The 25,040-nt window shown below is 67.3% G+C and carries 24 protein-coding genes and 2 tRNA genes; 14 read left to right on the plus strand and 12 right to left on the minus strand.

From position 1 onward, the window contains the following. Positions 1–442: 442 nt before the first annotated feature. The 7 genes from ABIR74_RS03715 to ABIR74_RS03745 are packed head-to-tail and all read left to right on the plus strand — an operon-like array spanning position 443 to position 6,542. A complete protein-coding gene (locus ABIR74_RS03715; RefSeq protein WP_348175273.1) occupies positions 443–1,966 on the plus strand; it encodes an arginine--tRNA ligase in 1,524 nt (507 codons plus the stop codon). Positions 1,967–1,992: 26 nt separating this feature from the next. After that, positions 1,993–2,895, plus strand: coding sequence for a DMT family transporter (locus ABIR74_RS03720; protein WP_348175274.1), 903 nt, complete (start codon positions 1,993–1,995; stop codon positions 2,893–2,895). Beyond that, complete coding sequence (gene glpX, locus ABIR74_RS03725) at positions 2,892–3,887, plus strand: class II fructose-bisphosphatase (RefSeq protein ID WP_348175275.1); 996 nt, start codon at positions 2,892–2,894, stop codon at positions 3,885–3,887. Before ABIR74_RS03720 ends, glpX begins: the two co-directional genes overlap by 4 nt. Beyond that, complete coding sequence (locus tag ABIR74_RS03730) at positions 3,887–4,903, plus strand: class I fructose-bisphosphate aldolase (RefSeq protein ID WP_348175276.1); 1,017 nt, start codon at positions 3,887–3,889, stop codon at positions 4,901–4,903. The genes glpX and ABIR74_RS03730 overlap by 1 nt, the downstream gene beginning before the upstream one ends. A gap of 59 nt (positions 4,904–4,962) precedes the next feature. Then, positions 4,963–5,481 (plus strand): hypothetical protein, encoded by a 519-nt coding sequence (locus ABIR74_RS03735; protein ID WP_348175277.1) that lies wholly within the window; start codon positions 4,963–4,965, stop codon positions 5,479–5,481. Positions 5,482–5,513: 32 nt separating this feature from the next. Then, a complete protein-coding gene (locus ABIR74_RS03740; RefSeq protein ID WP_348175278.1) occupies positions 5,514–5,735 on the plus strand; it encodes a hypothetical protein in 222 nt (73 codons plus the stop codon). A gap of 60 nt (positions 5,736–5,795) precedes the next feature. Continuing rightward, positions 5,796–6,542, plus strand: coding sequence for a flavodoxin family protein (locus tag ABIR74_RS03745; RefSeq protein WP_348175279.1), 747 nt, complete (start codon positions 5,796–5,798; stop codon positions 6,540–6,542). A 273-nt stretch (positions 6,543–6,815) separates the two neighbouring features. Here the strand turns inward: ABIR74_RS03745 and ABIR74_RS03750 are convergent. Continuing rightward, positions 6,816–6,888: transfer RNA gene (locus ABIR74_RS03750), tRNA-Gly, on the minus strand. Positions 6,889–7,313: 425 nt separating this feature from the next. On the opposite strand from ABIR74_RS03750, the gene ABIR74_RS03755 reads away from it, so the two are divergent. Beyond that, entirely contained in the window at positions 7,314–7,829 is a 516-nt protein-coding gene (locus ABIR74_RS03755) for a hypothetical protein (protein ID WP_348175280.1), read from the plus strand. A 201-nt stretch (positions 7,830–8,030) separates the two neighbouring features. Next, positions 8,031–8,900 carry a hypothetical protein gene (locus ABIR74_RS03760; protein WP_348175281.1) on the plus strand — a complete coding sequence of 290 codons (870 nt, stop codon included), beginning with the start codon at positions 8,031–8,033 and terminating at the stop codon, positions 8,898–8,900. Here ABIR74_RS03760 and ABIR74_RS03765 read toward each other — a convergent pair. Next, positions 8,897–11,377, minus strand: coding sequence for an adenylate/guanylate cyclase domain-containing protein (locus ABIR74_RS03765; RefSeq protein WP_348175282.1), 2,481 nt, complete (start codon positions 11,375–11,377; stop codon positions 8,897–8,899). The genes ABIR74_RS03760 and ABIR74_RS03765 overlap by 4 nt on opposite strands. A 9-nt stretch (positions 11,378–11,386) precedes the next feature. Here ABIR74_RS03765 and ABIR74_RS03770 point away from each other — a divergent pair, with 9 nt between their 5' ends. Next, on the plus strand, positions 11,387–12,415 hold the full coding sequence (locus ABIR74_RS03770) for an LLM class flavin-dependent oxidoreductase (RefSeq protein ID WP_348175283.1): 1,029 nt from the start codon (positions 11,387–11,389) through the stop codon (positions 12,413–12,415). Here ABIR74_RS03770 and ABIR74_RS03775 read toward each other — a convergent pair. Further along, a complete protein-coding gene (locus ABIR74_RS03775) occupies positions 12,412–13,197 on the minus strand; it encodes a hypothetical protein (protein ID WP_348175284.1) in 786 nt (261 codons plus the stop codon). The genes ABIR74_RS03770 and ABIR74_RS03775 overlap by 4 nt on opposite strands. Positions 13,198–13,255: 58 nt before the next feature. Between ABIR74_RS03775 and ABIR74_RS03780 the strand changes: the two genes are divergently transcribed. Beyond that, positions 13,256–13,798 (plus strand): peptidoglycan recognition family protein, encoded by a 543-nt coding sequence (locus ABIR74_RS03780; RefSeq protein WP_348175285.1) that lies wholly within the window; start codon positions 13,256–13,258, stop codon positions 13,796–13,798. Here the strand turns inward: ABIR74_RS03780 and ABIR74_RS03785 are convergent. The 3 genes from ABIR74_RS03785 to ABIR74_RS03795 all read right to left on the minus strand — a co-directional run bounded on the left by ABIR74_RS03785 (position 13,754) and on the right by ABIR74_RS03795 (position 18,045). After that, positions 13,754–15,022 (minus strand): aminotransferase class III-fold pyridoxal phosphate-dependent enzyme, encoded by a 1,269-nt coding sequence (locus ABIR74_RS03785; protein WP_348175286.1) that lies wholly within the window; start codon positions 15,020–15,022, stop codon positions 13,754–13,756. The two genes, ABIR74_RS03780 and ABIR74_RS03785, sit on opposite strands and share 45 nt — an antisense overlap. 64 nt (positions 15,023–15,086) lie before the next feature. Then, the gene (locus tag ABIR74_RS03790) at positions 15,087–15,647 is read right to left on the minus strand and encodes a thermonuclease family protein (protein WP_348175287.1); all 561 of its coding nucleotides are present in this window, start codon (positions 15,645–15,647) and stop codon (positions 15,087–15,089) included. Between the two features lie 13 nt (positions 15,648–15,660). Further along, entirely contained in the window at positions 15,661–18,045 is a 2,385-nt protein-coding gene (locus ABIR74_RS03795; RefSeq protein ID WP_348175288.1) for a DUF87 domain-containing protein, read from the minus strand. 40 nt (positions 18,046–18,085) lie between these two features. Here ABIR74_RS03795 and ABIR74_RS03800 point away from each other — a divergent pair, with 40 nt between their 5' ends. Beyond that, a complete protein-coding gene (locus ABIR74_RS03800; RefSeq protein WP_348175289.1) occupies positions 18,086–18,889 on the plus strand; it encodes a PPK2 family polyphosphate kinase in 804 nt (267 codons plus the stop codon). A gap of 44 nt (positions 18,890–18,933) precedes the next feature. Here ABIR74_RS03800 and ABIR74_RS03805 read toward each other — a convergent pair whose 3' ends face one another. From ABIR74_RS03805 to ABIR74_RS03825, 5 genes are all read right to left on the minus strand, one after another. Then, positions 18,934–19,152: a hypothetical protein gene (locus tag ABIR74_RS03805; protein ID WP_348175290.1), complete on the minus strand. Its 219-nt coding sequence runs from the start codon at positions 19,150–19,152 to the stop codon at positions 18,934–18,936. A 6-nt stretch (positions 19,153–19,158) separates the two neighbouring features. After that, the gene (locus tag ABIR74_RS03810; protein WP_348175291.1) at positions 19,159–19,362 is read right to left on the minus strand and encodes a hypothetical protein; all 204 of its coding nucleotides are present in this window, start codon (positions 19,360–19,362) and stop codon (positions 19,159–19,161) included. Between the two features lie 113 nt (positions 19,363–19,475). Then, the gene (locus ABIR74_RS03815) at positions 19,476–19,679 is read right to left on the minus strand and encodes a hypothetical protein (RefSeq protein ID WP_348175292.1); all 204 of its coding nucleotides are present in this window, start codon (positions 19,677–19,679) and stop codon (positions 19,476–19,478) included. A 145-nt stretch (positions 19,680–19,824) separates the two neighbouring features. Beyond that, positions 19,825–20,814: a magnesium transporter CorA family protein gene (locus ABIR74_RS03820; RefSeq protein WP_348175293.1), complete on the minus strand. Its 990-nt coding sequence runs from the start codon at positions 20,812–20,814 to the stop codon at positions 19,825–19,827. Positions 20,815–20,914: 100 nt separating this feature from the next. Continuing rightward, a complete protein-coding gene (locus ABIR74_RS03825) occupies positions 20,915–21,541 on the minus strand; it encodes a glutathione S-transferase family protein (protein WP_348175294.1) in 627 nt (208 codons plus the stop codon). A gap of 40 nt (positions 21,542–21,581) precedes the next feature. Here ABIR74_RS03825 and ABIR74_RS03830 point away from each other — a divergent pair. Next, positions 21,582–21,654, plus strand: a tRNA-Arg gene (locus tag ABIR74_RS03830). A gap of 28 nt (positions 21,655–21,682) precedes the next feature. Here ABIR74_RS03830 and ABIR74_RS03835 read toward each other — a convergent pair. Next, entirely contained in the window at positions 21,683–23,989 is a 2,307-nt protein-coding gene (locus ABIR74_RS03835) for a hypothetical protein (protein ID WP_348175295.1), read from the minus strand. A gap of 208 nt (positions 23,990–24,197) precedes the next feature. Here ABIR74_RS03835 and ABIR74_RS03840 point away from each other — a divergent pair. Continuing rightward, positions 24,198–25,040: dipeptide epimerase (locus ABIR74_RS03840; protein ID WP_348175296.1), on the plus strand; the 843-nt coding region annotated here is incomplete at its 3' end.

The following is a 25,040-nucleotide window of genomic DNA, read 5'->3' on the forward strand; positions in this document are numbered from 1 at the left end:
GACAACGACACCGGCGAGGAGAGCGATCCAGCTCGCCTTCGTGGCCGTGCTCGTCAGCGGAACGCGCGGCTTCGGCGCCCTGAAGGGCGAAGGACGGGGCTCGTCGGTCGATCGTTCGGTCGCCACGTCGCCGCCCACGGGGCTCGGCTCGGAGCTAAGGGCGCGGCCGCGGAGATCTTTACCGCGTCCTGCTGCTCGCAGGCGTGGCAATCTTCCTCTACCTTGCGGGCGCGGTGGTCGAGTCGATCACCCGCGGGGTCGTGGAGGACTACTCGGACAGGGACGGAGAAGAGAGCCATCGGGCAGTTGCGTGATCACATCATCATCCGCGGTTTCGGCCGCGTCGGTCGGAGCGTGACAACCGAGTTCGCCCTGATCGGTGCCGGTTCGGCCCATCGGGTCGAACGTCTCGAGGCGATGTTCGCTCCGCGGGAGCCGCCCAGTGGCTGATCCCGTCGACAAGCTTTCCCGTTCGCTCGGCAAGGCGATCGGCGCCCCCGTCGTTCTCGAGCGCCCGGGAGATCCCACGCATGGCGACTACGCAACGACCGTCGCGTTGCAGCTCGCCGGTCAGCTCCGTCGACCGCCCCGCGAGATCGCGGAGGAGCTCGCGCTCGCGGCGCGCGCGCTCGACGACGTGGCCTCCGCATCCGTGGCAGGGCCGGGGTTCGTCAACCTCGAGCTGGCTGACACGTGGTTCACCGACACGCTCGCTGGCGTGCTCGCGGACAGCGATCGTTTTGGTGGTGATTCGGCAACGACGCGCGAGCGCGTGCAGGTCGAGATGGTCTCGGCGAATCCCACAGGCCCGATCACGGTCGCATCCGCGCGAAACGGTGCCTACGGCGACTGCGTCGCGCGGCTGCTCTCCTTCGCGGGGCACGCGGTCGAGCGCGAGTACTACTACAACGACGCAGGCGGGCAGATGGAGAAGTTCCGCGAGTCCGTCGATGCCGTACGCAGGGGTGAGGAGCCGCCCGAGGACGGCTATCACGGGGACTACATCGCAGGGCTCGCGAAGACGCCTGGCGATCCCGTGCCGCGGATGCTCGAGAGCATGGAGGCGAGCCTCGAACGCTTCCGGATCCACTTCGACACGTACGAGCGCCAGAGCGTTGTCGAGACCGAGATCCCGGAGGCGATCGCGCTCCTCGACACGTTCGAGGAGGACGGTGCGCTCTGGGCACGCACGTCTGCTCACGGAGACGAGAAGGACCGCGTTCTCGTGCGCACCGACGGCGCACCCACGTACTTCGCCGCGGACGCGGCATATGTGCGGCGGAAGTACGCCAAGGGCTTCGATCGCCTTGTCTACGTCCTCGGTGCCGACCACCACGGGTACGTCGGCCGACTCCAGGCGCTCGCCGACATGCTCGGGCACCCGAGGGAGTCGCTCGAGGTTCTGATCTACCAGCTCGTCCACCTCACGAAGGCCGGCGAGGCGACAAAGATGTCCAAGCGTCGTGGTGATGTCGTCTTCCTCGACGAGTTCGTCGAGGAGATCGGGGTCGATGCGGCCCGCTGGTACCTCGTCTCACGCGGCCACGACCAGACGATCGAGATCGACATCGACCTCGCAGCCGAGAAGACCGCAAAGAACCCCGTCTTCTACGTTCAGTACGCCCACGCCCGGATCGCCGGCATTCTCCGCAACGCCCCGGAGGGCTCCGGGGCGTGGACGTCAGCGAGCTCGGCGGTCGGGCCGCTCGCGCCGGAGGAGCGCGATCTCGTGAAGCGGATCGCCGAGTTCCCCGGGATCGCAGCCGAGGCTGCGGTGCGACGAGCACCACATGCGATCCCGACGTACGCAATCCGCCTTGCCGACGACTTCCACCGCTTCTACCACCATCACAAGGTTCTCGGGTCACCCGAGCAGGAGTTTCGCCTCGCGCTCTGCGCAGCGGCGAAGTCCGTCGTTGCCCGCTGCCTCGACCTTGTCGGGGTCGAAGCGCCGGACAGCATGTGACTCACGACGGGGCGGTCTAGGAGGCCGTGCGCTGGAACCTTGCCCTCGCAGCCCTCGCCGTCTCCTGGGGGCTCGTCGCGGTCATCGCCGGCGCGATCTCGGTCGATCCGATCCCGCTCGCGTTCTTCCGGCTCGTGATCGCTGCGCTCACGCTTGCCCTCGTTGCGCTCGCGACGGGTCACGCCCGGCTCCTGCGGCCGGGAAGGCATCTCCCGGCGCTCGTTGCGCTCGGCTGCGTGCAGGCCGTGCACTGGTGCCTGTTCTTCGAGACGGTGCGGCGAGGGTCGGTCGCACTCGCGGTGATCACGTTCGCGTCCTCGCCGGTGTTCCTGGCCGTGCTGGCACCTGCGTTCCTGCCGGAAAAGCTGTCGCGCGTCGCGGTCGCTGCGCTCGTTCCAGGTCTCGCGGGGATCGCTCTCGTCGCGTTCTCGGGAGGTGATGGAGGATCTTTCGGCTGGGTCGCCGTCGCCTGCGGAATGGGGTCGGCTCTCACCTTCGCGATCCTTCTGATTCTCTCGAAGGGGCTCCTCCACGCAGGGGCCGGACCGCTCACCGTCGCGTTCTGGGACTGCCTCGGCGGTGGCCTCCTGCTCGCACCAGCACTCTTCTTCGTGGCCCTGTCCGTGCCGGGGAGCGGGGAGGACTGGGCGGCCCTGATCCTGCTCGGGGCGGTGCTGACGGGCTTCGCCACGCTGGCGTACGCTGCGCTGCTACGGCACGTGACGGCACAGACGGCGGGCGTGCTCACCTTCCTCGAGCCCGTATCCGCGGTGATCCTCGCCTGGTGGCTTCTCGACCAGCCCGTGTCGCTACAGGCGCTCATCGGTGGCGCCCTCGTCCTCTGTGCCGGAGTCCTTGTTGTTGTGCGGACGCCCACCGACAGAGGTTTCAGCGAGGCCGTCGCGGGGATAGGATCTACGAAGAGATGAGCGCGCCACCCGATCCAACCGTCCCCGACCGGAATCTCGCGCTCGAACTGGTGCGCGTGACGGAGGCGGCGGCCATGGGCGCCGCGGGGTGGATCGGTCGAGGTGACAAGAACGCAGCCGACGCGGCCGCCGTCGACCTGATGCGCCGGATGATCAATACGGTCTCGATGCAGGGCGTCGTCGTGATCGGTGAGGGCGAGAAGGACGAGGCACCGATGCTGTTCAACAACGAGCGCGTAGGTGCAGGGTTCGGGCCTGAGGTCGACGTGGCGGTCGACCCGCTCGAGGGCACGCGATTGACAGCACTTGGCATCCCGGGCGCGATCACGGTGATCGCAGTGGCGGAGCGTGGCTCGATGCTCTCGCCGGGTGCGGCCCTGTACATGGAGAAGATCGCGGTCGGAGCCGAGGCCGCAGATGCGATCGATCTGAACCTGTCGCCCACGGAAAACGTGCGCGCGGTGGCCGCGGCGAAGCGCATGAAGGTGAGCGACCTCACCGTCGTCGTGCTCGAGCGCGAGCGTCACGACGGTCTCATCGCGGAGCTACGCGCGTCTGGAGCCCGCGTCAACCTGATCCGCGACGGCGACGTGGCTCCCTCGATCGCTGCGTGCCGACCGTGGACGGGAATCGACATGCTGATGGGAATCGGGGGGACGCCGGAGGGAGTCATCTCGGCGGCGGCGATCAAATGCCTCGGTGGAGCGATCCAGGGGCGCCTGTGGCCGCGGAACGACGGCGAACGCACGGCGCTCCTCGATGCCGGCTTCGATCTCGACCGCGTGCTTCATGCAGACGATCTCGTTTCGGGCGATGACATCTTCGTGGCCGCCACCGGCGTCACCGGCGGGTCGCTTCTCACCGGCGTGCGCGCCAGCGCGAACGGCGTCGAGACGGAGTCGCTCGTGATGCGCTCGCGATCAGGCACCGTGCGGCGAATCGCCGCGTTCCATCCGAGCGACAAGCTTGCGGGTCTACGAACGGAGGGCTGATGGCAGCATCGGAGTTGAACGCCATTGCACGGTCGATCGTCGCCAACGATAGGGGTATTCTCGCCGCCGACGAGTCCACGGGAACGATCACGAAGCGCTTCGACTCGATCGACGTCGAGTCGACCGAGCCGAACCGGCGCGCGTACCGCGATCTCCTCTTCACGGCGGAAGGCATGGAGGAGTACATCGGCGGAGTCATTCTCTTCGACGAGACGATCCGTCAGCAGGCCGACGACGGAACACCGTTTCCGACGTTGCTCGCGGCCAAGGGGGTCGTGCCCGGGATCAAGGTCGACACGGGAGCGCATCCGCTCGCAGGGGCGCCCGGCGAGACGATCACCGAGGGACTCGACGGCCTGCGCAAGCGACTCGGCGAGTACTACGAGCTCGGGGCGCGATTTGCCAAGTGGCGGGCGACGCTCTCGGTCGGGGAGCGCCTGCCGAGCCGGTACTGCGTTCGGGTGAACGCCCAGGCGCTCGCGCGCTACGCCGCGCTGTGCCAGGAGGCCGGGATCGTGCCGATCGTCGAGCCCGAGGTGCTGATGGACACGGATCACTCGATCGACGACTGCTACCACGCGACCGCGCGGACGTTGCAGGCCGTTTTCTCCGAACTGGGTGCGCAGCGCGTCGATCTCGAGGGAATCCTGCTCAAGCCGAACATGATCCTTCCGGGGAAGGGCAATGCCGATCAGGCGAGCCCGGAGCGGATTGCAGCTGCCACCCTCCACTGCTTCCGCAGGCATGTTCCGGCCTCGGTGCCCGGGATCGTGTTTCTCTCCGGTGGGCAATCGGAGATCGAGGCGACAGTCAACCTCGATACGATAAATCGCCTCGACGGTCGACCGTGGCCGCTCTCGTTCTCGTACGGTCGGGCGCTGCAGGCTTCGGCACTCAAGGCCTGGATGGGCGCTGCGACGGGCGTCGAGGCTGCACAGACGGTGTTCGTCCATCGGGCGCGTTGCAATGCCGCGGCCGCGGGTGGCCGCTACGACGCGGCTCTCGAGACGGCTTGACGCCTCTCGTGGGTGGGAGCGTTCGTCGCGCTCATTCGAACGTCATGTAGGTTCTGCGCATGGCCGTCGGCCCCGTCGAGATCTTCGTTATCGCCTTTGACGACCCGGACTTCCAGGGGGAGATTCGGGCCGAGTTGGAGCGGCTGAAGGACGGCGATATCATCCGCCTCGTCGACCTCCTCGCGGTGCGCAAGACCGAGGACGGCGTGATAGAGGCGATCCAGCGCAGCGATCTCGAGGCGGACGAGGCTCTCGCATTTGGCGCGGCCGTTGGAGCCCTGATCGGGTTCGGCGCGGCAGGGGAGGACGGGATGGAGCTCGGGGCCGTCTGGGGATTGCGGGAGATGGCGGACGGGCACGTGTTCGACGACGCGGACAAGTGGCGCGTTGCGGATGCGATCGAACCGGGCCAGGGCGCGATCGTCGCACTCGTCGAGCATCGGTGGGCGATCCCTGTCCGCGAGGCAGTACGTCGGTCGGGCGGACGCGCCGTTGCGGCACGCTGGGTCACCGACGCCGACCTGATCAAGCTCGGCAAGGGTTCCACGAGCGTCGCGCTCGAGCTAGACAACCTCTAAAGCTTGCCGCTCGCGGTGCCGATGGCTTCGCCGTGGTCACTGCGGCAACCACTACACCGACGATCCGTGTGCGCGTCGAGCGCTCGGCTCCTGACGCCGTCTTGGAGTGGCGTTTCGATGAGCTCGAGCGGGCGGGCGTCGATGCGATCGAGGCCGTCAGGCTTGCGATCGATGTCACGTTCGATATCGGGCGACTGCGCGATCTGGTTGCCCGCGGGTGCGATGCTGCACTCGCCGTCACGATCCTCCGCTGATCTGTCACGTTTCACATCGAACCGAGACGAGAACCGCTGACATCGAAACCGGAGGAACGCATGCCGCTCAACGAATTCCAGCAGGAGCTCTGCTCGACCAGTCGGTGGGACTTCACGGATCTGCGGGCGCTGTTCATCAACTGCACGCTCAAGCCCTCGCCTTCCGTGTCGAACACGCAGGGCCTGATGGACATCTCGATTGCGATCCTGGAGGCGAACGGGGTGAAAGTGGATCAGATCCGTGCAGCCGACCACGACATCGTCCCCGGCGTCTATCCCGATATGACCGAGCACGGCGCCCCGAGTGACGCATGGCCGGCGCTGTACGGGCGCGTCGAGGCGGCCGATATTCTCGTGCTCGGCACCCCGATCTGGCTCGGCGAGAAATCGTCGATCTGCACGCGCGTGATCGAACGGCTGTACGGGAACTCGAGCCAACTCAACGAGCAGGGCCAGTACGCCTACTACGGGCGCGTGGGAGGGTGTTTGGTGACGGGGAACGAGGACGGCGTCAAGCATTGCGCCATGAACGTCCTCTACTCCCTACAGCACCTCGGGTACGTGATTCCGCCGCAGGCCGATGCGGGGTGGATCGGGGAAGCAGGCCCGGGACCGTCGTATCTCGACCCTGGCTCGGGCGGCCCCGAGAACGACTTCACGAACCGGAACACGACCTTCATGACGTGGAACCTCATGCACGCCGCGCGCCTCCTCAAGGACGCAGGCGGATTCCCCGCGCACGGGAACCAGCGGTCACTGTGGGATGCGGGGTGCCGCTTCGACTTCCCGAACCCCGAGTACCGCTAGCGCACTGGAACGAGTCGGAGGGCCGGTCTCCCGGCCCCCCGGGGGTTGTGCAACTGGCGCTGGCTTCAGGGGACGGTGATCTCGGAGAGCCGGGAGAAAAGGGTGGCGAGAACACCGACGAGCGCACCGAGACCGACCAGAAAAGCGCCGACGGACGCGACGGGGGAACTGGGCTGCAGGACCAACCACCTCCGGAGCGTGAACGACGGCTGGTCGTGATTCCCTGTCAGAGGGCGGTCTCCTCCTCCCCGCGCGACCCGGGTCGAGACGAAAAGCGGGCGACGAGGCTCGAACTCGTGACCTTCGGCTTGGGAAGCCAACGCTCTACCAACTGAGCTACGCCCGCAAGGCGCACAGAGTAACCGCTTCCCACAGAGATCATCGCGCCGACGCGACATTGGTAGGTCAGATTGATCCATCGAAGGTGTCGTGGCTCAGCGGGTGGGCTGCCCCCGGAGGTGATGCTGAGGGTCCGCACCTTCGGGAGTCGGAGGTTGGCTACGCCCGATCGTCGTGTCGCCGACCGCGACACAGGCTCCGAGTCGCCGCTGCACGAATGGGCCACGGGTCGACGGCGCCGGTTAACGGGTGCGACCTCCTTTCGGTCGTGACCGACGCGGAGATACGCGCTGTCGCACCGCCTGGCGCCGCCAGTCCGGTTGATGTTCAGGTCAGTCCCGTTGTCCGCTTGCTAATGCGGAGGGGACCGAGGATAGTGGGCCGATCGGGTGCGCCTCGCCCCGTTCACCATCCACTAAGGAGGCTCACGGTATGGGTACTCGGATCAACACAGCGCTCTCGCTCACTGCACTGGTAGTCGCTGTGGGAGGCGCGACGCCGGTCGGACAAGCCGCCTGGAACGCCGTGGTTCCGCGTAACAGCGTCGGAACAGCCGAGCTGAAGAGGAATGCCGTGACGGCCGCGAGGCTTGCTCCCAATGCCGTTCGTACCGCTCACATCCTCAACGAAACACTCCTTCTGGAAGACTTCAAGGCCGACCAGATTCCGAAGGGGCCGAAGGGCGACGACGGGTTGCCTGGCGTGTCGGGCCTGCAGGTGGTCACTGCCACGGCCTTCATCGCTGCGGGGACTCAGGAGGGGGTGCACGTGAGCTGCCCGGCTGGAAAGAAGGCCCTTGGCGGCGGATTCGCAGGGCTGTCCGGAATGCTGAAGGTCGTCGCTAGTTCCCCCGACAGCGATCTCATGGGGTGGTTGCTGATCGTCAAGAACGACGGGACATTCGCCAACAATGTTGGCGTGAGTGTGATCTGCGCCAAAGTTGCGTAGCGGCACGGACCCCGGTACCTGCAGGTCACCTTGCCGGGTGCAACTTCCAGAAGCGTTGTTTGGCGTCGGAACTGGAGCGGGCCTCGACTCGAAAGCGGCCGCCGCGAGCGTCCTGCTTACACAGGCACCGTCGGAAGAGCCCTAGCAACCTGGCAATCCAGCTTCACGGTTCCCTCACACGCGAGTCGTACACTCGGGCGGATGCGTCGCCTCGCTGTCGCCTTCGCACTCGCCGCTCTCGTGCTCGCTCCACTGGGCGCTCAGGCTACGCCCAGCGCAGAGGCCGACGTCTTTGCGGGCCTCGGCACGTGGGTTGATATCTATGACAGCCCTGCGTACAGAAGCCCCGGGCCGACGGCGGCTCGCATTGCAGCACGCGGCGTTCGCACGGTCTACGTCGAGACTGCCAACGATCGCAGCACGGTCGACGTCGTCAACGCAAAGCAGCTCGGCCGGTTCGTCGACGAGCTGCACAACCGGGGCCTGCGTGTCGTCGCGTGGTACCTGCCGGGATTCGTCCAGCCCGCAGTCGACCTGCGCCGGACACGCGCGATGCTCGCGTTCCGCACGCCGAAAGGTGGATCCTTCGATGGGGTCTCGCTGGACATCGAGTCGTTGCGACTGACGAGCGCCGGCCTCCGTACGAAGCGGCTGCTCTCGCTGAGCCGGATCCTCCGGGCCGAGGCGGGCGAGACGCCGATCGCTGCGATCACGTATCCATCTCGCGGCTTCGAGCGGCACCCAACGTGGTGGCCCGGCTTCCCGTTCAAGGAGCTCACGAGCCTCGTCGACGCATGGATCCCGATGACCTACTCCGGTGGCGGGTTCCGCGGATACGACGCGACGTATGGGTACGTAGCACGGTCTCTACGACTCCTGCGAACCGCGGTCGGCCCGGCCATTCCGATCCATGCTGCCGGCGGCGTTGCAAACCGCATGAACGCCGAGGAGCTGAAGGCCTTCGTCGACGCCGTCACGGACGAGGGCACCGTCACGGGATGGAGCCTCTACGACTTCCAGACGACCGGGCCCAAGGCGTGGGCAGCGCTTGCACCTCTCGGCACGGGCTAGGAGGGTTCGAGCCCGGCGGCCTGGGGAATCGAGAGCAAACTCCCCTCTGCGCGAGCCTGTTGGAACACAGGGCCGTCTGCCCGTAGGACTACGGTTTCGATAGCCGCGGAATTCTGCTCCCACTGACCGACGCGTCCAGTGTTCACCTCCGCCTCGACGGCCCCCCAGAGGAGGCCCGCTCTCGATGGATCGCCCGATACGGCTGCGACGGCCGCGAGCTCAGCAGCGCTGAAGACGATGGTACGACGGTCACCGAGGCTGAGGCCCAGCTCGAGTGCCGTGAGGGCGTGAGTCTCGGCGGCATCGAAATCCCCCCCGTCTCGCTCGAGATCCGCCGCGCCGAGAAGCTGACCGGCCTCCCACCACGTCCAGCCGACCTCACGTGCGATCGCGGCACTCTCGAGGGCCATCTCGAGCGCGCCTGCCTTGTCACCGTTTCGCCGTGCCTTCCCTGCGAGGAACCCGATGGCCTGGCACTCACCGACCCGATTCCCGAGCTGCCGTGAGTCAGTGAGTGACGCTTCGAACAACGGCCAGGCGGCGTCGGCGTCACCTCGGAACAAGATACTTACGGCAACTCGGAACCGCACGTGGGATGCTTCGACCTCGTTTCCCGTTGTCGTGAAGAGCGCGAGGCTCGTGTCGTAGCAGGGTGCAGCCCGTTCGTGCTCGCCGTCGATGTCGAGCGCACCGCCGAGCGCGCGCCACGCGCGGCCTCGGAGCTCCGGATCGGTCGCAGGTGTTGCTGCCAGTAGGGCCTCGAGCCAAGCTGCTCCCTCGACGGGATCCCGAACGACCCACAGTGCTTCGAGCCATGTCGCAAGCCGAAGCCCACGCTCGGGATCACGCTTCACGGCCCACTCCAGCACGGCCCGGACGTTGTCCATCTCGGGGGCGACTACATCGAGGTTCCACGGACGCGGGAGGTTGATCATGGCCCGAGTGCCGGCGCGATCGGCAAGTTCGATCAACTGGTCTGCCTGTGCCCGGCGCAACGAGTCTTCTTCGCCGGAGGTGTGAAGGAGCTCGGTTGCGAACTCGCGGATCGTCTCAAGCATCCAGAAGCGTTCCTCACCGTCGGCGTCCGAACGCCGCCGGACGAGGCTCTTGTCGAGGAGTGAGGCGAGCGTGTCGAGGTCTGCCTCGCAGACCGCTTCGGCTACGTCGAGCGTGCAGCCGCCGCGGAAGACGGCGAGCCGTGCGAACAGCTGCTGCTCCTCTTCGGTGAGTAGGTCGTAGCTCCAGCCGATCGTGGCCCGCAGCGTGGCGTGGCGCTCGTCGACGTCGCGCCCGCCCTTGAGCAGGTCGAGACGCTGCGCGATGCGCTCGAGGAGCTGTTCGGGGCCGAGCAGCTTGACGCGGGCTGCGGCGAGCTCGATCGCGAGCGGCAGGCCGTCGAGGCGCTTAATCAGCTCGTGCACAGCAGGTGAGTCGGCGATATCGGAGCGAACCGCTTGCGCTCGTTCGAGGAACAGCGAGACGGCATCCTGCTCTCGCATCGGCGTCAGGTCATACTCGGACTCGCCCGCGATCCTGACCGGCTCGCGACTGGTCGTGATCAGACGAAGTGCAGGAGCTGCAGCCAACAGCTCGGCGAGCGGCCGCGCGGCCTGGGGGAGGAGTTGCTCGAGATTGTCGAGGACGACGTGGGTTCGCCGGACACCGACGCGCGTCGCGATCGCGGTGGGACTGTCACCGGAGGCTCCCAGAGCCGCGGCGATCAGGGGCACGACAAGAGCGGGATCGCGGACGGGGGCAAGTGGCACGAAGACCGTGCCCCCGTCGGCTTCCTCCGCGAGGAATCGGGCGAGCTCGATCGAGAAGCGCGTCTTGCCGGTTCCGCCGGGGCCGATGATCGTGAGCGCGCGAGGAATTCGATCGAGCCAGAGCGTGGCAGCCTCGAACAGCTCCCGCTCGCGACCGAGGAACGCGGTTGCGGGCGTGGGGAGGTCAACGGCGCCCGGAGTTCGCAACGGTGGAAACTCGACGGTGCCGACCTGGAACAGCTGAACGGGGGCGTCGAAGTCCTTGAGCCGGTGGCGACCTAGATCCAGCTGCGGCTGATCCTCGACGAGAGCCGCCGTCGTAGAGGAGATCACGATCTGACCTCCGTGAGCCAAGGCGCCGACGCGCGCGCCGCGATGGACGTCAATCCCGACATAGCCTTCGGCCGTGACCGTGGGGGACCCGGTGTGCAGCCCCATCCGCACTGTGATCGGCCCAGAGGTGAGAACCTCCTGGCCGTCGAGGGCCGCGGCGACCGCAGCTGGAGCAGTCGCAAAGGCAACGAAGAACGCGTCACCCTGCGTATCGACCTCCACGCCCCCGTGAGCCGCAAACACGGCGCGCAGTGCACGGCGATGCTCTGTCAGCGCAGCGGCATAGGGGTCCGTTCCGAGCTCCCTCAGCAGACGCGTCGAGCCCTCGATGTCGGTGAACAGGAACGTCACGGTTCCTGCAGGCAAGTCGCTTCGCACCAGCCGAGTATGGACGAAGGAGGTACCGTCGCGCCCATGCGCGTCGGCGTCCGCCTGATCCAGTACCTCGGCTCGCCGGCCGAAGTCGTCGACCTCGCCATCCACGCCGAGGCGTGTGGGCTCGACGAGGTGTGGGTGCCGCACGACCCGTTCATGACGAGCGCCTGGGCGGTGACGTCCGCGATCGCGGCACGCACCGAGCGGGTAACGATCGGGAGCATCGGAACGAACCCGTACACGACCGACCCCTCCGAGATCGCGGCCTACCTCGCGACGCTCGACCTACTCTCGCACGGTCGTGCCGCCCTCGGGCTCGGCCTGCACACCGACGAGATGGTGCGCTGGCTCGGCTACGACCCCGGAGATCTAACTCAACGCCTTCGTTCGTCGGTCGCAACCGTGCAGGCGCTGCTCAGAGGCGAGGTGGCGACCGAGCACAACGGGCCGTACGCCTGGGCCGATGACTGCAGGCTTCGCTTCGACCCGCTCCGCCCCGATCCGCCGATCTACGTCGCCGGGTTCGGCGCCGAGCTCCTGCGACTCGGAGGAGCGATCGGTGACGGTGTGATGCCGATGGCGACACCGCCCGAGTCGGTTACAGCTCTGACGGCCGATATTCAGGCCGGCGCTGCGAGCGCGGGTCGCGCCAGCGGCGACGTCGACGTGATCGCCTGTGCGTGGCTGTCGATCGGTGCTCCCGATGGGCCCGCAGCGCATCGCCTCCGGCAGATGGTTGCAACCTTCGGCCCCTATCTCGAGGAGCGAGCGCTCGCCACCCTTGGACTCGAGTGCGCCGACTTCTCCGAGATTCGCAGGCTCGTCGATGCGGGTCGCCTCGACGCCGCAGTAGCCCTGGTCACGCCGGAGATGCTCCGGCTCGCGCTCGTCGGAACGGCCGAGGAGGCGGGGGAGAGGATCCTCGCGCTGCGCGACGCCGGGGTGACGAACGTGAGCCTCGGCGGTGCGCTCGGCGACGACCCGCGTGAGGCGATCCGTCTCGTCGGCGAGGTGATCGCGCCGATGTGCCGACCCCACTAGAGAACGTCGAGGAGGCGATCGATCCGGGCCACCGGTCTGAAACCGAGGCGCGCGAGAATCGGCTGTGACATCTGACCGGCGTGGGTGACGAGCACCGGCGTGCCGCGTTCGACGGCCTCGCGCGCTCGCGCGGCGACGAGCGCGCGGTACGCACCTCGCCCACGCCCTGACGGAAGCGTCGCCCCACCGAACAGCAGGAGCCCGAGCGGCGTGTACGAGGCGTACGCCGCCGCGACGGGCATGCCGTCCACGAACGCGAGGAAGGTCGAGCCGATCACGCCCTCGGCCGCGAAGTCGGTCTCGGCCTGCGCGAGCTCGACGGCATCGGCACTGCCGCCAAACGCCTCGTGCTGGATCCGACGGGCCATCACGAGCTCGTCGATCGTGGCCACCGGTCGCGCAGAGACGCCGGGAGCTGACGGTAACTTCGTTCCCGGCTCGAGCACCATGCCGATCGCAACGGGCTCGCTCTCGTCGGGCACGATTCCGAGCGCCGTGAGGCGGCTCACGAGATCCGGCGGCGTACACGACTCCCCGAGCTCCCATTCGGCTCCCGCTCGCCCGAGCTCGCGGAGTATCGCGCGGATCTCCGCAACTGCCCCGCTGACCTCCTCGGCGCCGAGGCGGACGCGCTGCACCGTCGCGCTGTGGACGCTCGCTCCCGCGGCAAGGTAGATCGCAAAGCGCTCGGCCCGGTCGGTGACGAGCTCGCGCCCGGCGGCGAGCGGCTGATACACGTTCGGGTTCTCGGCGAGCTCCCGAATCGACGGGTCCACTTCCACTCGACCTCTTGTAGCACTATGCTCCTCGTGGCTGCGGCGCCGATCCCCGGGAGGGCGCGTGCCGTACGAGTTCATCGAGAGCCCACACAGGACGATCGCGGCGAGCCGCGAGATCTCGATCGTCGTGATCCACACGATGGAGATCGGCGAGCGTGACGGCGCCGCCAAGGCATGCGCCGCCTGGTTCGCGAGCCCTGTCTCCGAGGTCTCTGCGCACTACTGCGTGGATGCGGACACGACGATCCAGTGCGTGCGCGAGGCCGACATCGCGTGGCATGCGCGCGGCGGCAACGCGAACTCGATCGGGATCGAGCTCGCGGGATACGCCGGCCAGCTCGCGCGTGAATGGAACGACGCGTACAGCCAGGCTGTTCTCGAGCGAGCGGCGGCGGTGACGGCCGAGGTGTGCGCTCGGTACCGGATCCCTGTCCGTCGCTTGCGGGCCGACGGGCTCGTAGCGGAACGCCGAGGGGTCACAGGCCACTCCGACGTCAGCGTGGCCTTCCACAAGAGCGACCACTGGGATCCCGGGCCGGCGTTCCCGTGGAAGGGCTTTCTACGACGCGCGCGCGCCGGCAACAGCGTCGAGCGCGCCCGCTAGTCCTGATGCGACCTCGTCGAGCTCCTCACGCGTGATCACGAGGGGCGGCGAAATCTGGAGGCCGCCCCCGACGAGCGTACGTGTCAGCACGCCGAAGTTACGAGCCTCGAGCGTGACCCGGTCGGTCAGGCCGGGATCGTCGGCGAGGAGCGCAGGGTCGATCTGAACGGCGGCAACGGCGCCGAAACCACCGCGGATCTCGCTCACGAGCTCGTGAGCGAGGAGTGGAGCAAGCGCTTCCGGTATCTCCGTCTCGAGCGCGAGCGCACGACCCACGAGATCCTCGCGCTCGATGACGTCGAGGTTCGCATGCGCTGCGGCGGCTGCGGTCGCGTGTCCCGAATAGGTGTAGCCATGGCGCCAGACACCTGCCCCTGCCGTGCCCCAGAACGGCTCCTGGATTCTGCTGCCGACGATGACGCCGCCGAGCGGCACGTAGCCCGAGGTGATGCCCTTCGCGAACGTGACCGCGTCCGGGTCGAGACCAAGACGCCGGCAGGCAAACCAGTCACCGACCCTGCCGTAGCCGCAGATCACCTCGTCGGCGACGAAGAGGATCCCGTGGTCGCGGCAGATCTGTCGCACGGCCGCGAGATACCCGTCGGGCGGGAGGAGGACACCTCCGGCACCGATGATCGGCTCACAGAAGAAGGCGGCGATGTGCTCCGCGCCGAGCTCGGCGATCGTAGCCTCGAGCGCGTTGGCCGAGTCCCAGGCGACCCGCGCGGTGCCACCAGCGAGCGGGCCGACGCCGACCTTGAAGGCCTCCGTCCCGACGATGCTCGTGCCGAAGCCCGCGAGCCCGTGGTAGGCCCGCTCGCGCGAGATGATCGTCGTTCTCTGCGGGTGGCCGAGGAGGCTCCAGTACCGCCGCACGAGCTTGACGACGGTCTCGATCGACTCTCCGCCGCCACTCGTGAGGAAGACTGCGGCGTCCTTCATCGGGGCGATCGAAGAGATGCGCTCGGCGAGGTCGGTCGTGGGGCGGCTGGAGACGTCGCCGTAATGCGAGTAGGCGTGAAGCTTTCGCATCTGCGCGGCCGCCGCGTCGGCGATCTCGGCGCGGCCGTAGCCGACGTTCGCGTACCAGAGGCCGCCGGTCGAGTCGATGTAGCGGTTGCCGGCCGCGTCCCAGAGCTGGCAGCCCTCGCCCCGGTCGAGGATCAGCTCGCCCGAGCTCTGCACTGCGTGCATGTCGGCTACCGGGTGCCAGAAGCGGGTCATGGAGGCATCGTAGGGGACGGGCGCATGCCTGTCCCGCATTGTCTCGCTTGCCCGCTGCGCGTGCTCACGGAGGGCCTGTGACCGACCCGCGGTCGAGGTCCAACCGCGCCCGCGGACATGCACCCCAGTAGCCGCGGTTCGTCCTCCGCGCGTCGGCGACCGCATCGAGAAAATCCTTGGCGAAGCGACCTCGGTCGCCGCGAAAGAAGTACGGTGAGGCAGCACCCTGACGCACGAGAGCGACGTTGACGTTCGTGTTGCCCACGAAGACGTACCGCAGCTGACGGCCGTACCGATCCGTGGCATCGAGCCCGGGATCACGCTCGAGCTGCACGCGCGCACCAGGCGGAGTCAGCCTGCGCAGGGCTGCCAGGGCAGCCTTTCCGTAGCAATCGCCTCGGAGCTCCGGTGCGTCGATCTGGACGAGGCGGATCTTCCGTCCGGCCGTCGTGCGAAGCGTGTCGCCGTCGTTCACGCGCGAGACCGTCGCCGTCTCTGCGACACCGGCAGTTGTGATCGGGGGTGTCGAGGTCGGCTCGGAGGTCGAGCAGCCGGTCAGTGTGACGAGGGCGACGGCGGCAAGGATGACGCGGAACCCGGGCGACCGACCGAAGCCGGCCACCACGCCCGTCGCAGCCCTAGTCGACCGGAACCCAGACGAGCCGGACATCGGTGACGCGCACGTCGGTCGCCTCGAGCCTGATCGCTACGGGTTCGACCTCCTCCGCGACTGCTCTCCACTTCTCGTCGATCGCTGTCACCTCGTCGATGATCTCCTGCTCCAGCGCGGCGAGATCGTCGGTCGTCTGCTGCACCTTTGCCTCGGCTGTGTCCTTCCGCGCTGAAGAGCTCGCCGTCTGGCCCCTCTTCGAGGCAACGGAGCCCACGGCGTTCGTGATCGATCGCGCGCTGCGCTTGCCGCCGAAGAGCGCGCCGAGCACCGCGCCGGCTCCGGTGATCAACTCGTTCGCCTGTCGAGACTTCGTCTGCGTATCGAGCTCCGCGACCCTTCGCTGCGCGAGAGCAAGCGCGTTCTCGAGCCGCTCCTTCCTGGCCTCGAGGCGCTTCGTCAGCTTTACCGTCTCCTCGTCGGCGTTGACCTGCCCGGCCTCGTCGCAGCGCTCGTGGAACGCCTCCTCGGTCTCGCCGGGGCGCGATGTGAGCTTGAGGGCGCGGTTCCGGGAGATCTCGAGGGCGCGATTCGCGACGAGGCGGGCTTGCACGTCCCTCGCAGCGGCTCTGAAGAATGTCGCTTCACCGATGGGCGCCTCGGGCAGCACGTACGCTGCGCCCGCCGGGGCGTCAGGCCGGAAGTCTCGGTCGTCGAAGTCGACCACCGTCTCGGCGTCGAGATCGAATCCTGTGTCGAGCGGCCCGTAGAGTGCCTCGAACTCCTGCGTCTCGTCGATGCCAGCCGCGGTGTCGTCGTAGCGGAGCGAGACGCGTGCTGCAACGAATGCATGCAGGCTCGCCGCACTGGTTGCTGCGCCCACCTGGGCGGCCCAGGGCGCGCCCGGATCGACGTACGACACGGTGACGCCGTCGGCGGCGGCCGGCGCGAGCGACGACTCGTCAGCAGCGAGTGGAGCAGCGGGTGCTGCTGCTGCGTTTCCGGGAACGGCGACGGGGCGCGGAGCACCGCTCATCAACTGCTCCACTTCCTCCTTGGTCAGGGGGCCTCGAAGGAACGACATCGCCCAGCGGGTGCCGAAGATGCGGGGCGGGCCACCCTTCGCCGAGACGAGCATGAACTGCCGCTTCTGCAGGGCGCCGATAGACACGTCGAGCGCATCGATGTCGGCGCCGCCGGCAGCCGAGCGAAGGCCTTCGAGCACGCGCGCCTTGTCGTTCTCGGTCTGCAGGCGACCGACGAGCCAGGTGCCGGCATTCGCCATGGCCTTGTAGTCGAGGTCGACCGGGTTCTGCGTCGAGAGGACGAGTCCGAGCCCGAAGGCGCGACCCTGCTTGAAGATCGTCAGGATCGGCTTCTTCGCCGGAGGCGTGGCCGTCGGCGGCACGTATCCCGCCACCTCGTCCATGTAGGCGAGCGCGCGAAGGTCGGAGGTTCCGGACTGGCCCCGCATCCACGTGACGAGCTTCGAGAAGACGAGCGTAGTCACGAACATCCGCTCCTCGTCAGAGAGATGGGCGAGGTAGAGAATCGCCGCCCGCGGCTTGCCGTCAGGGGTGAACAGCAGCGACTGCGGGTCGAGAGGCGCGCCCTCGCCCCAGGCAGCAAACGCGGGTGAGGCGATCAGGGCGTTCAGCTTCAGCGCAAGCGACGTGCGATCGGCCGGGGGGAAGAAAGCGTCGATCTCGAAGACTCCCAGCTTGCGAAGCGGTGGAGACTGAATCTCGCCGATCAGGGTGCCGAGATCGAGATCCCGACCGGCACGCCAGGCGTTCTCGATCAGGTTCGAGAGGAGCACGTGCTCTCTGCTCGACAGCGGATCGGCGCTGACGCCGACGAGTCCGAGCAAGCTCGTCACGGTGCCCTCGATCTCGTCGCGCAGCGTCTCGGCCTCCGTGTCCCACGCGAGCTGCGGGGAGCGGAGCGAGCCGATGACGTTCAGGGGCACTCCCGCGGACGAGCCGGGGGTGTACACCGTCACATCGGCCGCGTCCCTGAGCTGCTGGATCCGCTCCGGCCCGATGCCCTGCGCTGCGAGGCCTTCTCGCCAGGTCGCCGCGGTCGTTTCGGCGAGCTGAGCGATCGTGATGCCTTCTGCCTGGGCCTCCGAGGCGCTCACCCAAGGCTCGAAGCTCGCCGGAGCCTGGTCGGGAAAGGTGAGAGCGAGATTCGCCATGTCGCCCTTCGGGTCGATGATCAGCGCGGGGATGCCGGCAAGCAGCGCCTCCTCCAGGAGGACGACGGCAAGGCCTGTCTTCCCCGATCCCGTCATCCCGACGATCACACCGTGGGTCGTGAGGTCGCTCGAGCCGAGGACGAGGTCGTCCGTGCCGGGTTTCCCGGTAGCCGGATCGATGCTCTTCCCGAGCCTGAATGCTCCACGATCTGCCATCGCTTCGAGTCTACGGCAACCGCTGGCGTAGACTCCTGCAATGCTCTCGAGAATCCGTATTGCGCCAGGTGACGCACCCCGGATCGCGAAGCGGGACGCGTCCGACGATCTCGGCCTCGGCGAGAAGCACGATGCTCTGGCCCATCTCGACACACTGCGAGCGAGACTCGAAAAGCTCCAGCAGCGGCTCTACGCCGATGCGCGCCACAGCGCTCTCCTCGTCCTGCAGGGCCTCGACGCGTCGGGCAAGGACGGCGTCATCCGGACCGTCTTCGACGGGCTCAACCCCCAGGGGTGCCGCGTCACGTCGTTCAAGGCACCGACCTCGACCGAGCTCGCGCATGACTATCTCTGGCGCCTCCATGCCGTGCTCCCCGCACGCGGAGAGATCGGCATCTTCAACCGCTCGCACTACGAGGACGTAGTCGCGGTGCGGATGCTCGAGCTCGCGCCCGAGCACGTGTGGAAGCGGCGTCCCGGGCACATCGTCGAGTGGGAGAGGATGCTCGTCGACGAGGGGACGACGATCGTCAAGGTCTTCCTGAACGTCTCGAAGGACGAGCAGCGGCTGAGGCTGCAGGAGAGGATCGACGATCCCGAGAAGCGCTGGAAGTTTCGCAAGCGCGACCTCGACGTTCGCGCCCGGTACGACGACTACATCGAGGCCTACGAGGACGTGATCGAAGAGACATCGAGTGAGCACGCGCCGTGGCACGTCGTGCCGGCCGACCGGAACTGGGTCAAGGCGACGGCTGTAGCCGAGCTTCTCGTCGGCGCTCTCGAGCGCATCGATCCTCAGCTGCCGGAAGCCGAGGACGGCTTGGAGGGCCTCGTGGTCGAGTGACGGACAGCCCTCCGTCACTCGACGCCGAGGAGGTACCTCGTGAACTAGCCGAGGATCCCGAGAACGAGGTCGGATGGGCAGTCGCGCCGTAGTAGCTCGACCGCCTCGCGGATGTCGACGCCGGTGGCTTTCGCAATTGCGAGCGCATCGGCGGTCGGAATGCCCCACTCCGCGAGGGCCTCGAATCGGGCGTGGACGAACTGGTTCCGGAGCTCCTCGTGGGAAGCCTGTCCGGTGGGGGCCTCGAGCTGGTCCGCCGTCATCGTTCCTCAGTCCAGGATCGGAATCACGAGGTGGGGCGGACAGCCACGCTGCATGAGGCTGATTGCATCGAGCAACTCGATCTCGAGGCGACTCGCGATCACGAGCGCATTACCGGGTGGACAGCCGTGCCAGGTGAGGCTTTCGAAGCGGGCCCGCAGGAGCTCTTCCGCCTCGGCGACCTCGAGGATCTCGAACTGTGCCGCAGTCATTTGTGCTCTCCCTTTTCGCCGTTTGGGTGCTATCGGAGTCTTCCCGCATCGTGGGGAGGGGAATATCACCCAGGGGAGGGGACGTTCATACCTCGTTCGAGTGAACTCGGCGACTACAGGCAGATGGCCATTGCGGTCTCGGGCGGACATCCGCGCGCGAGGAGACCGGCGGCCTGATGAAGGTCGACCTCGATGTGGCTCGCGAGGATCAGCGCACGGCCTGCGTCGTAGCCGGCTTCGACGAGAGCCTCGAAACGCCAGCGGAGCACCGCCTCTACGACAGGGGTCTCGAGTTCCTCGAACTGTGCTGCCGTCACGACGTCCTCCTTGGAAAGGGATGCCTTACCGAACGAAACACGTATCGGCAAGTGCGCGCCCCAACCTGAGGTCGGATAATGACTCCCGGGCAGAAGGATTTCCCGGGCAGAAGGATCTCGGCCGTCCGGCCCGGATGTGGCGGGTCTAGAGCCAGCGCTTGATGCGGAAGAAGCCGAACATGCCGATGATCGTCACGAGCATCAGTCCGATCACGACCCAGAAGGCGGTCGTCGAGTTCTCTCCGGGGAAGACGACGTTCATGCCGAAGATGCCCGAGATCAGCGTCAGCGGCAGCACGATGACGCTGAAGATCGTGAGGACGCGGAGGACGTCGTTCTGCCGGTGCGAGATCACGGATTCGTTCGTCGACTCGAGGCCGTCCACGACCTCCTTGTAGTTGTCGAGCTGATCCCAGATTCGCTCTGCGGAGTCAACGATGTCGTCGAAGTAGAGATCGAGCTCCTCGGGGAGGAACTTGTCGACGCGGCGCTCGAGTGCGCGCAGGGTGGAGCGGCCGGGCTTGATCACCTTGCGATACGAGATGATCTCCTGTTTGACGTTCGAGATGTCGCGGACGACGTCCTCGGCGTGCCCTTCGAACATGTCGTCCTCGATCGAGTCGAGCTTGTGCCCGATCTTGTCGAGGATCGGGAAGCAGTAGTCGAAGAGATCGTCGAGCACCTCGTAGAGGAGGCGTCCCGTCCCCTTGGCGAAGAGCCCTTCGCGGAGCTCCTCGTCGTTCTCGCAGCGCGCAAAGAGGCGCGTCACGGGTAGAAGCTCGCGGTTCGGGATCGTCACGAGGTAGTCGGGCCCGATGAAGACGTCGAGCTCGGCGGCGTTCAGGCGCTGGATCGTCTTGTCGTAGACGGGGAAGTGGAGGACGATGAAGAGATAGCCGTCGTCCTCGTAGTCGTCGACCTTCGGGCGCTGGCGCTTCGAGACGATGTCCTCGACATCGAGCGGATGCCAGCCGAAGCGCTCGGACAGCATGTTGGCGATCTCGAGGTCGGGGCCGACGACGTTGACCCAGGTGAGGCCGCTAGCGTCGAGCTGGCGGACCGGTGTGGCGCGTGCAACGACCTCCGCTGTACCGCGGCCGCGGGTCCTGCGTTTGATCCGGGGCAGGCTCGGCATCGGGTCTGAGGGGATCTTCGATCGCGAACACCATGTTCGTGATCATAGCCGTCATGCCTGCAAATCGGGGATTCGGGCCCGTCTGGAGCGCGTGGCTCGATCAGGTGATTGGATCGGCTTCGGCGAACGCTGCTCGGGCGACAAGGGTCTCTCGCCAGCGAATGAGATTCGGGTACGGCGTCAGGTCGAGGCCGGTCTTCGTCGTCCGGAAGAGAATCGGCGCTGCGGCGACATCGGCGATCGTGAAGCGGCCGAGCGCGAAGCCGGAAGGATCGACGAGGGTCTCGAGAAGCGCGAGCGTCGGAGCGATCGCCTCGACGACGGCCGGCAACTCTTCCGGGCGGGCCGGGCCTCCGAGCATGCCCTTCCCGGGTACGAACCCGAGTGCCGGTGACTCGTGTCTGAAGAAGGCGGGCCGGAACGTTAAGGCCCAGCGGTCGAGGAACTCGTCGACCGCTGCGCGGTGGGGAGGATCATCGGGGTAGAGATCGTCCCGCTGCTCACGGTCGGCGAGGTAGCGCAGGATCGCGTGTGATTCAGAGAGAACCACGCTGCCATCCTCGAGGGTCGGGATACCTCCGATTGGATTGACCGCCAGGTACCAGTCGGGCCGGGGGAGGTCGAACGGAACAGTCGTCCGCTCGTACGCGACGCCAAGTTCGGCGAGCATGAAGCGCACCTTGAGCGCATTCGAGGAGACCGGGTGGTCGTAGAGGACGAGGCTCACGATTCGATCGTACGTCACCGCCGGTACACTCGCCTCTCGAGCGCCCGTAGCTCAGGGGATAGAGCGCGCGCCTCCGGAGCGCGAGGTCGAAGGTTCGAATCCTTCCGGGCGCATGGTTCGATCCCGACGTGCGAGCGGTCTCTAGTTCGACTCGTCAGGCGGGTCCAATTCGAGACGCTGCAAGCGCCAGTCGATCGACGATGCCATCTTCTCGAGGCGGTTCATCAGTTTCTCGGCGTCGGTCTGCGACGCCGCCTCCGCCTCCTCGACGCGCTGCAGCAGCGAGCCGATATCTCCTGACGCCGGTACTGACGCTCTGGCCGCCTGCTGCGCGGGCGCGTTCTGCTGTGCCTCGGCGAGGCCCTGCACGAGTGCCGTGAGCTCCTGGATTCGTTCCTGCGCGCCGTGGCTCGGAGCGAGATCGGCGAACGCGCGGTCGTGCTCGCCGAGATGTTGGGCGACACGCTCGAGCGCGACGCGAAAGCCGCTGAGCTCCGCGGCGAACTCCGATCCTGCCTGGACCGGCACTCCGGGAGCGACCGGGACGTTCTCGAGCGCTCCGATACGCTCCGCGAGGGCCGAGACGGCCTCCCGCAGCTCCGCTGATCGAGCTTCGGCGGGCGGCCTCGGTGTGGTCAAGTCGTGCCGGATCCGATCCATTGCGACGGCGAGAACGTTCACGGTGTCGAGGTCGTCACGCCGCGCGCTCTCCAGCTTGTCGAGCCGTGCCGCAAGATCTCCGTCCTCCGAAGGAGCATGCGACCGATCCTCGAGTAGGGACGCGACCTCGGCTCGGAGAGCCGCGACGTCGCTCGTCAGCTCGGCCACGCGTTCGTCGACGAGCGGCGCGTCGCGCTCGCTCAGCGCCAACTCGATCGAGCTCGTGAGCCCATCTGGCGTCACGACTCCCTGGGCGAGGCGTTCCTCGAGGGAGTCGACCTTCTCGGTGAGGTCGTCGCTTCGGAGGGTCGCGAGGGCGTCTGTCAGGCGCGCAGGCGTGACGACTCCTTCGGCGAGGCGTGTCTCGAGCGCAGCGAGTTTTGCGCCCAACTCGCCACTCTCGCCCTGTCGCTCCGCCAACATCTCGACCTGGGCTGCGAGCATGTCGATCCGCTCGGCAATTGGCTCGTCGAGCCGCCCTGCTGCAGCACCGTTCGCAATCTCGACTCTGACGGTCTCGAGTGATCGGCTGAGATCGTCGAGGCGTCCGTCGAGGGCAGCCTCGTCGTGGCGGGCGATGGCAGCCGTGACGTGCTCCACAGCCAGAGCGGTCTCTCCGAGACGCGCGTCGAGTCCGGCTACCCGGCCTACCACGTCGTCGACTCGTGGATCCTCGTCCTTCCGCTCGGCCAGTCGAGCGGCTAGTTCGTCGACACGGCTCGTCAGTTCCGCCCGCGCTTCGCTGGACTGCTCGAGCCCGACCGCGAGACGATCGAGGCGCTCCGTCGTCTCGGGTACCCCGGAGGGTCGGTCGCGGAGCTCCGCCACGACGATCCGGAGTTCCTCCAGTAGCCGTGCCTGGCTCTCGAGGTCGGCCCGAAAAGGATCAACGGCCGACTCCCCCTCGAAGCGATCGAGGCGCTCTGCAAGGCTACTGAACGACCTCGACTGCGATTCCAGGTCGCGTACGGCACTCTGGAGCTCGTCAAGGTTCGCCGTGCTTCGCAGGGCGTCGAGTTGCTCGGCAACGTGCTCGACGCGACGGGTGACCTCGTCGAGCCCGCGTTGTGGGTCTGCGAGAGCGCCGAGCCGCCTCGCGAGCTCGTTTACCTGCTCCTCGAGCTCTGCCGTCCCTGCGGCACCCTCGGTCAATCCGGAGACGGCAGCGCGCAGTTCCTCGATGTCTTCGAGTGCGGGCCCGTCACCGTGCGGCACGTCGCGCGCGGCGATCTCGGCGACGGCCCGCTCGACGCGCGCCAGATCGTTGACGAGTTCGGCCGTCCCTGTCTGCAATGCAGAGAACGCCTCCTCGACGCCTGTCGTGACCCCCTCGAGGCTTTCGGCAAGCGTGGCGACCGCCGCTTCGATGTGTTGCGTTCGTGCAAGAGTTCCCTCGATTCTCCGGGACAGCTCGTCCACGCGCTCGTCGATGCCCTCGAGCGGCGTGTTCGACTGCACCTTGCGTGCGAGGTCGGCGACGGCCTCCTGCAGGCGAGCCGCGTACTGCGCCTCATCCTGTGCGGAGGGCAACGGTGCCAGAGAAGGCGCAGCGCGGGGCGTCGAGGTGATCGACGCCGACGGATCCGACCACTGCTCTGCGAGGGCGCTCGCGAGCTCGAGCCTGGTGATTGCGCCGCGGCTGACGAGAACCTGTCCGAGCGGCTGCTGGGTTCGCTCCTGCTCGAGCTCCGCGTCGGCGAGTTCGTCGGCCGTGACGAAACCCTGAGCGAGGAGGATGTCACCGATGCGGCGCTTGTCAGCCGTCTCGCTGAGGGGGAGCGCGCTCACGATTGACACACCCGCTCGGAGACCCGCAGAGAGTGGCACGAAAGGGGACGTGGCGCGGCGGCTAGGCCCACAGGGGTTGTATCGGCGGGGGAGAGCCTCGGCTACCTCACTCGTCTCAGGGAGAGGAAGTCGAGCCGGACTGTCGGGAAGCACGCGCCTCACGCACGCCGGCTACGTCCTCGGGATCCCCACGAAGTAGTCTTGACGCGTGGAGCTACGCGCCGAAATCGTGAGGTTGTCTCTGGCCGAGACGTTCGTCATCGCGCGGGATTCGTGCGACTGGGAGGACGTTGTTCAGGTCGAGCTTCACTACGGCGACTACGTCGGGCGCGGTGAAGGGGCGCCGATCGAGCGGTACGACGAGACACCCAACTCGGCCCTCGCGTTCATCGAGGAGCACGGCGCGCTGATCGGAGACGATCCGTTCGCGCTCGAGGAGATCGGGTCAAGGTTGGCAGGCGTGCCCGGAGAGCAGGCGGCCAAGGCCGCGCTGGACGGCGCGCTTCACGACCTCCAGGGCAAGCTCCTCGGTGTACCCGTCTGGAAGCTTCTCGGGCTGCCAAGGGTCGGGCCGCCAACCTCCTGGACGATCTGGCTCGGCGACCCGGACGACATGGCACGACGAACAGAGAAGGTGGCAGACCGGTTCAAGCGCCTCAAGCTGAAGCTCGGCGGCGGCGACGGTCTCGACGTGGAACGGGTGCGCGCCGTACGCTCGCGAACCGACGTCCCGTTGCAGGTCGATGTCAACGAGTGGTGGTCGCTGGCCGAAGCGCTCGAGGCGATCCCACAGCTTGCGGAACTCGGCGTCGCGTACGTCGAACAGCCGCTGCCGGCCGGTGACCCGACGGGGGAGGAGTTGAAGGAGCGATCTCCGATACCGATCTACGTCGACGAGGATTGCCACACGCTCGCCGACGTCGCACGGTGTGGAGAGATCGCACACGGGATCACAATCAAGCTCGCGAAGTCGGGCGGCAGTCGCGAGGGGATCAGGATGGCACACGCTGCCCGCGCCCTCGGTCTCGGGGTGATGCTCGGTTGCATGGTC

The sequence above is a fragment of the Gaiella sp. genome (assembly GCF_039915195.1).
Lineage (GTDB): Bacteria > Actinomycetota > Thermoleophilia > Gaiellales > Gaiellaceae > Gaiella.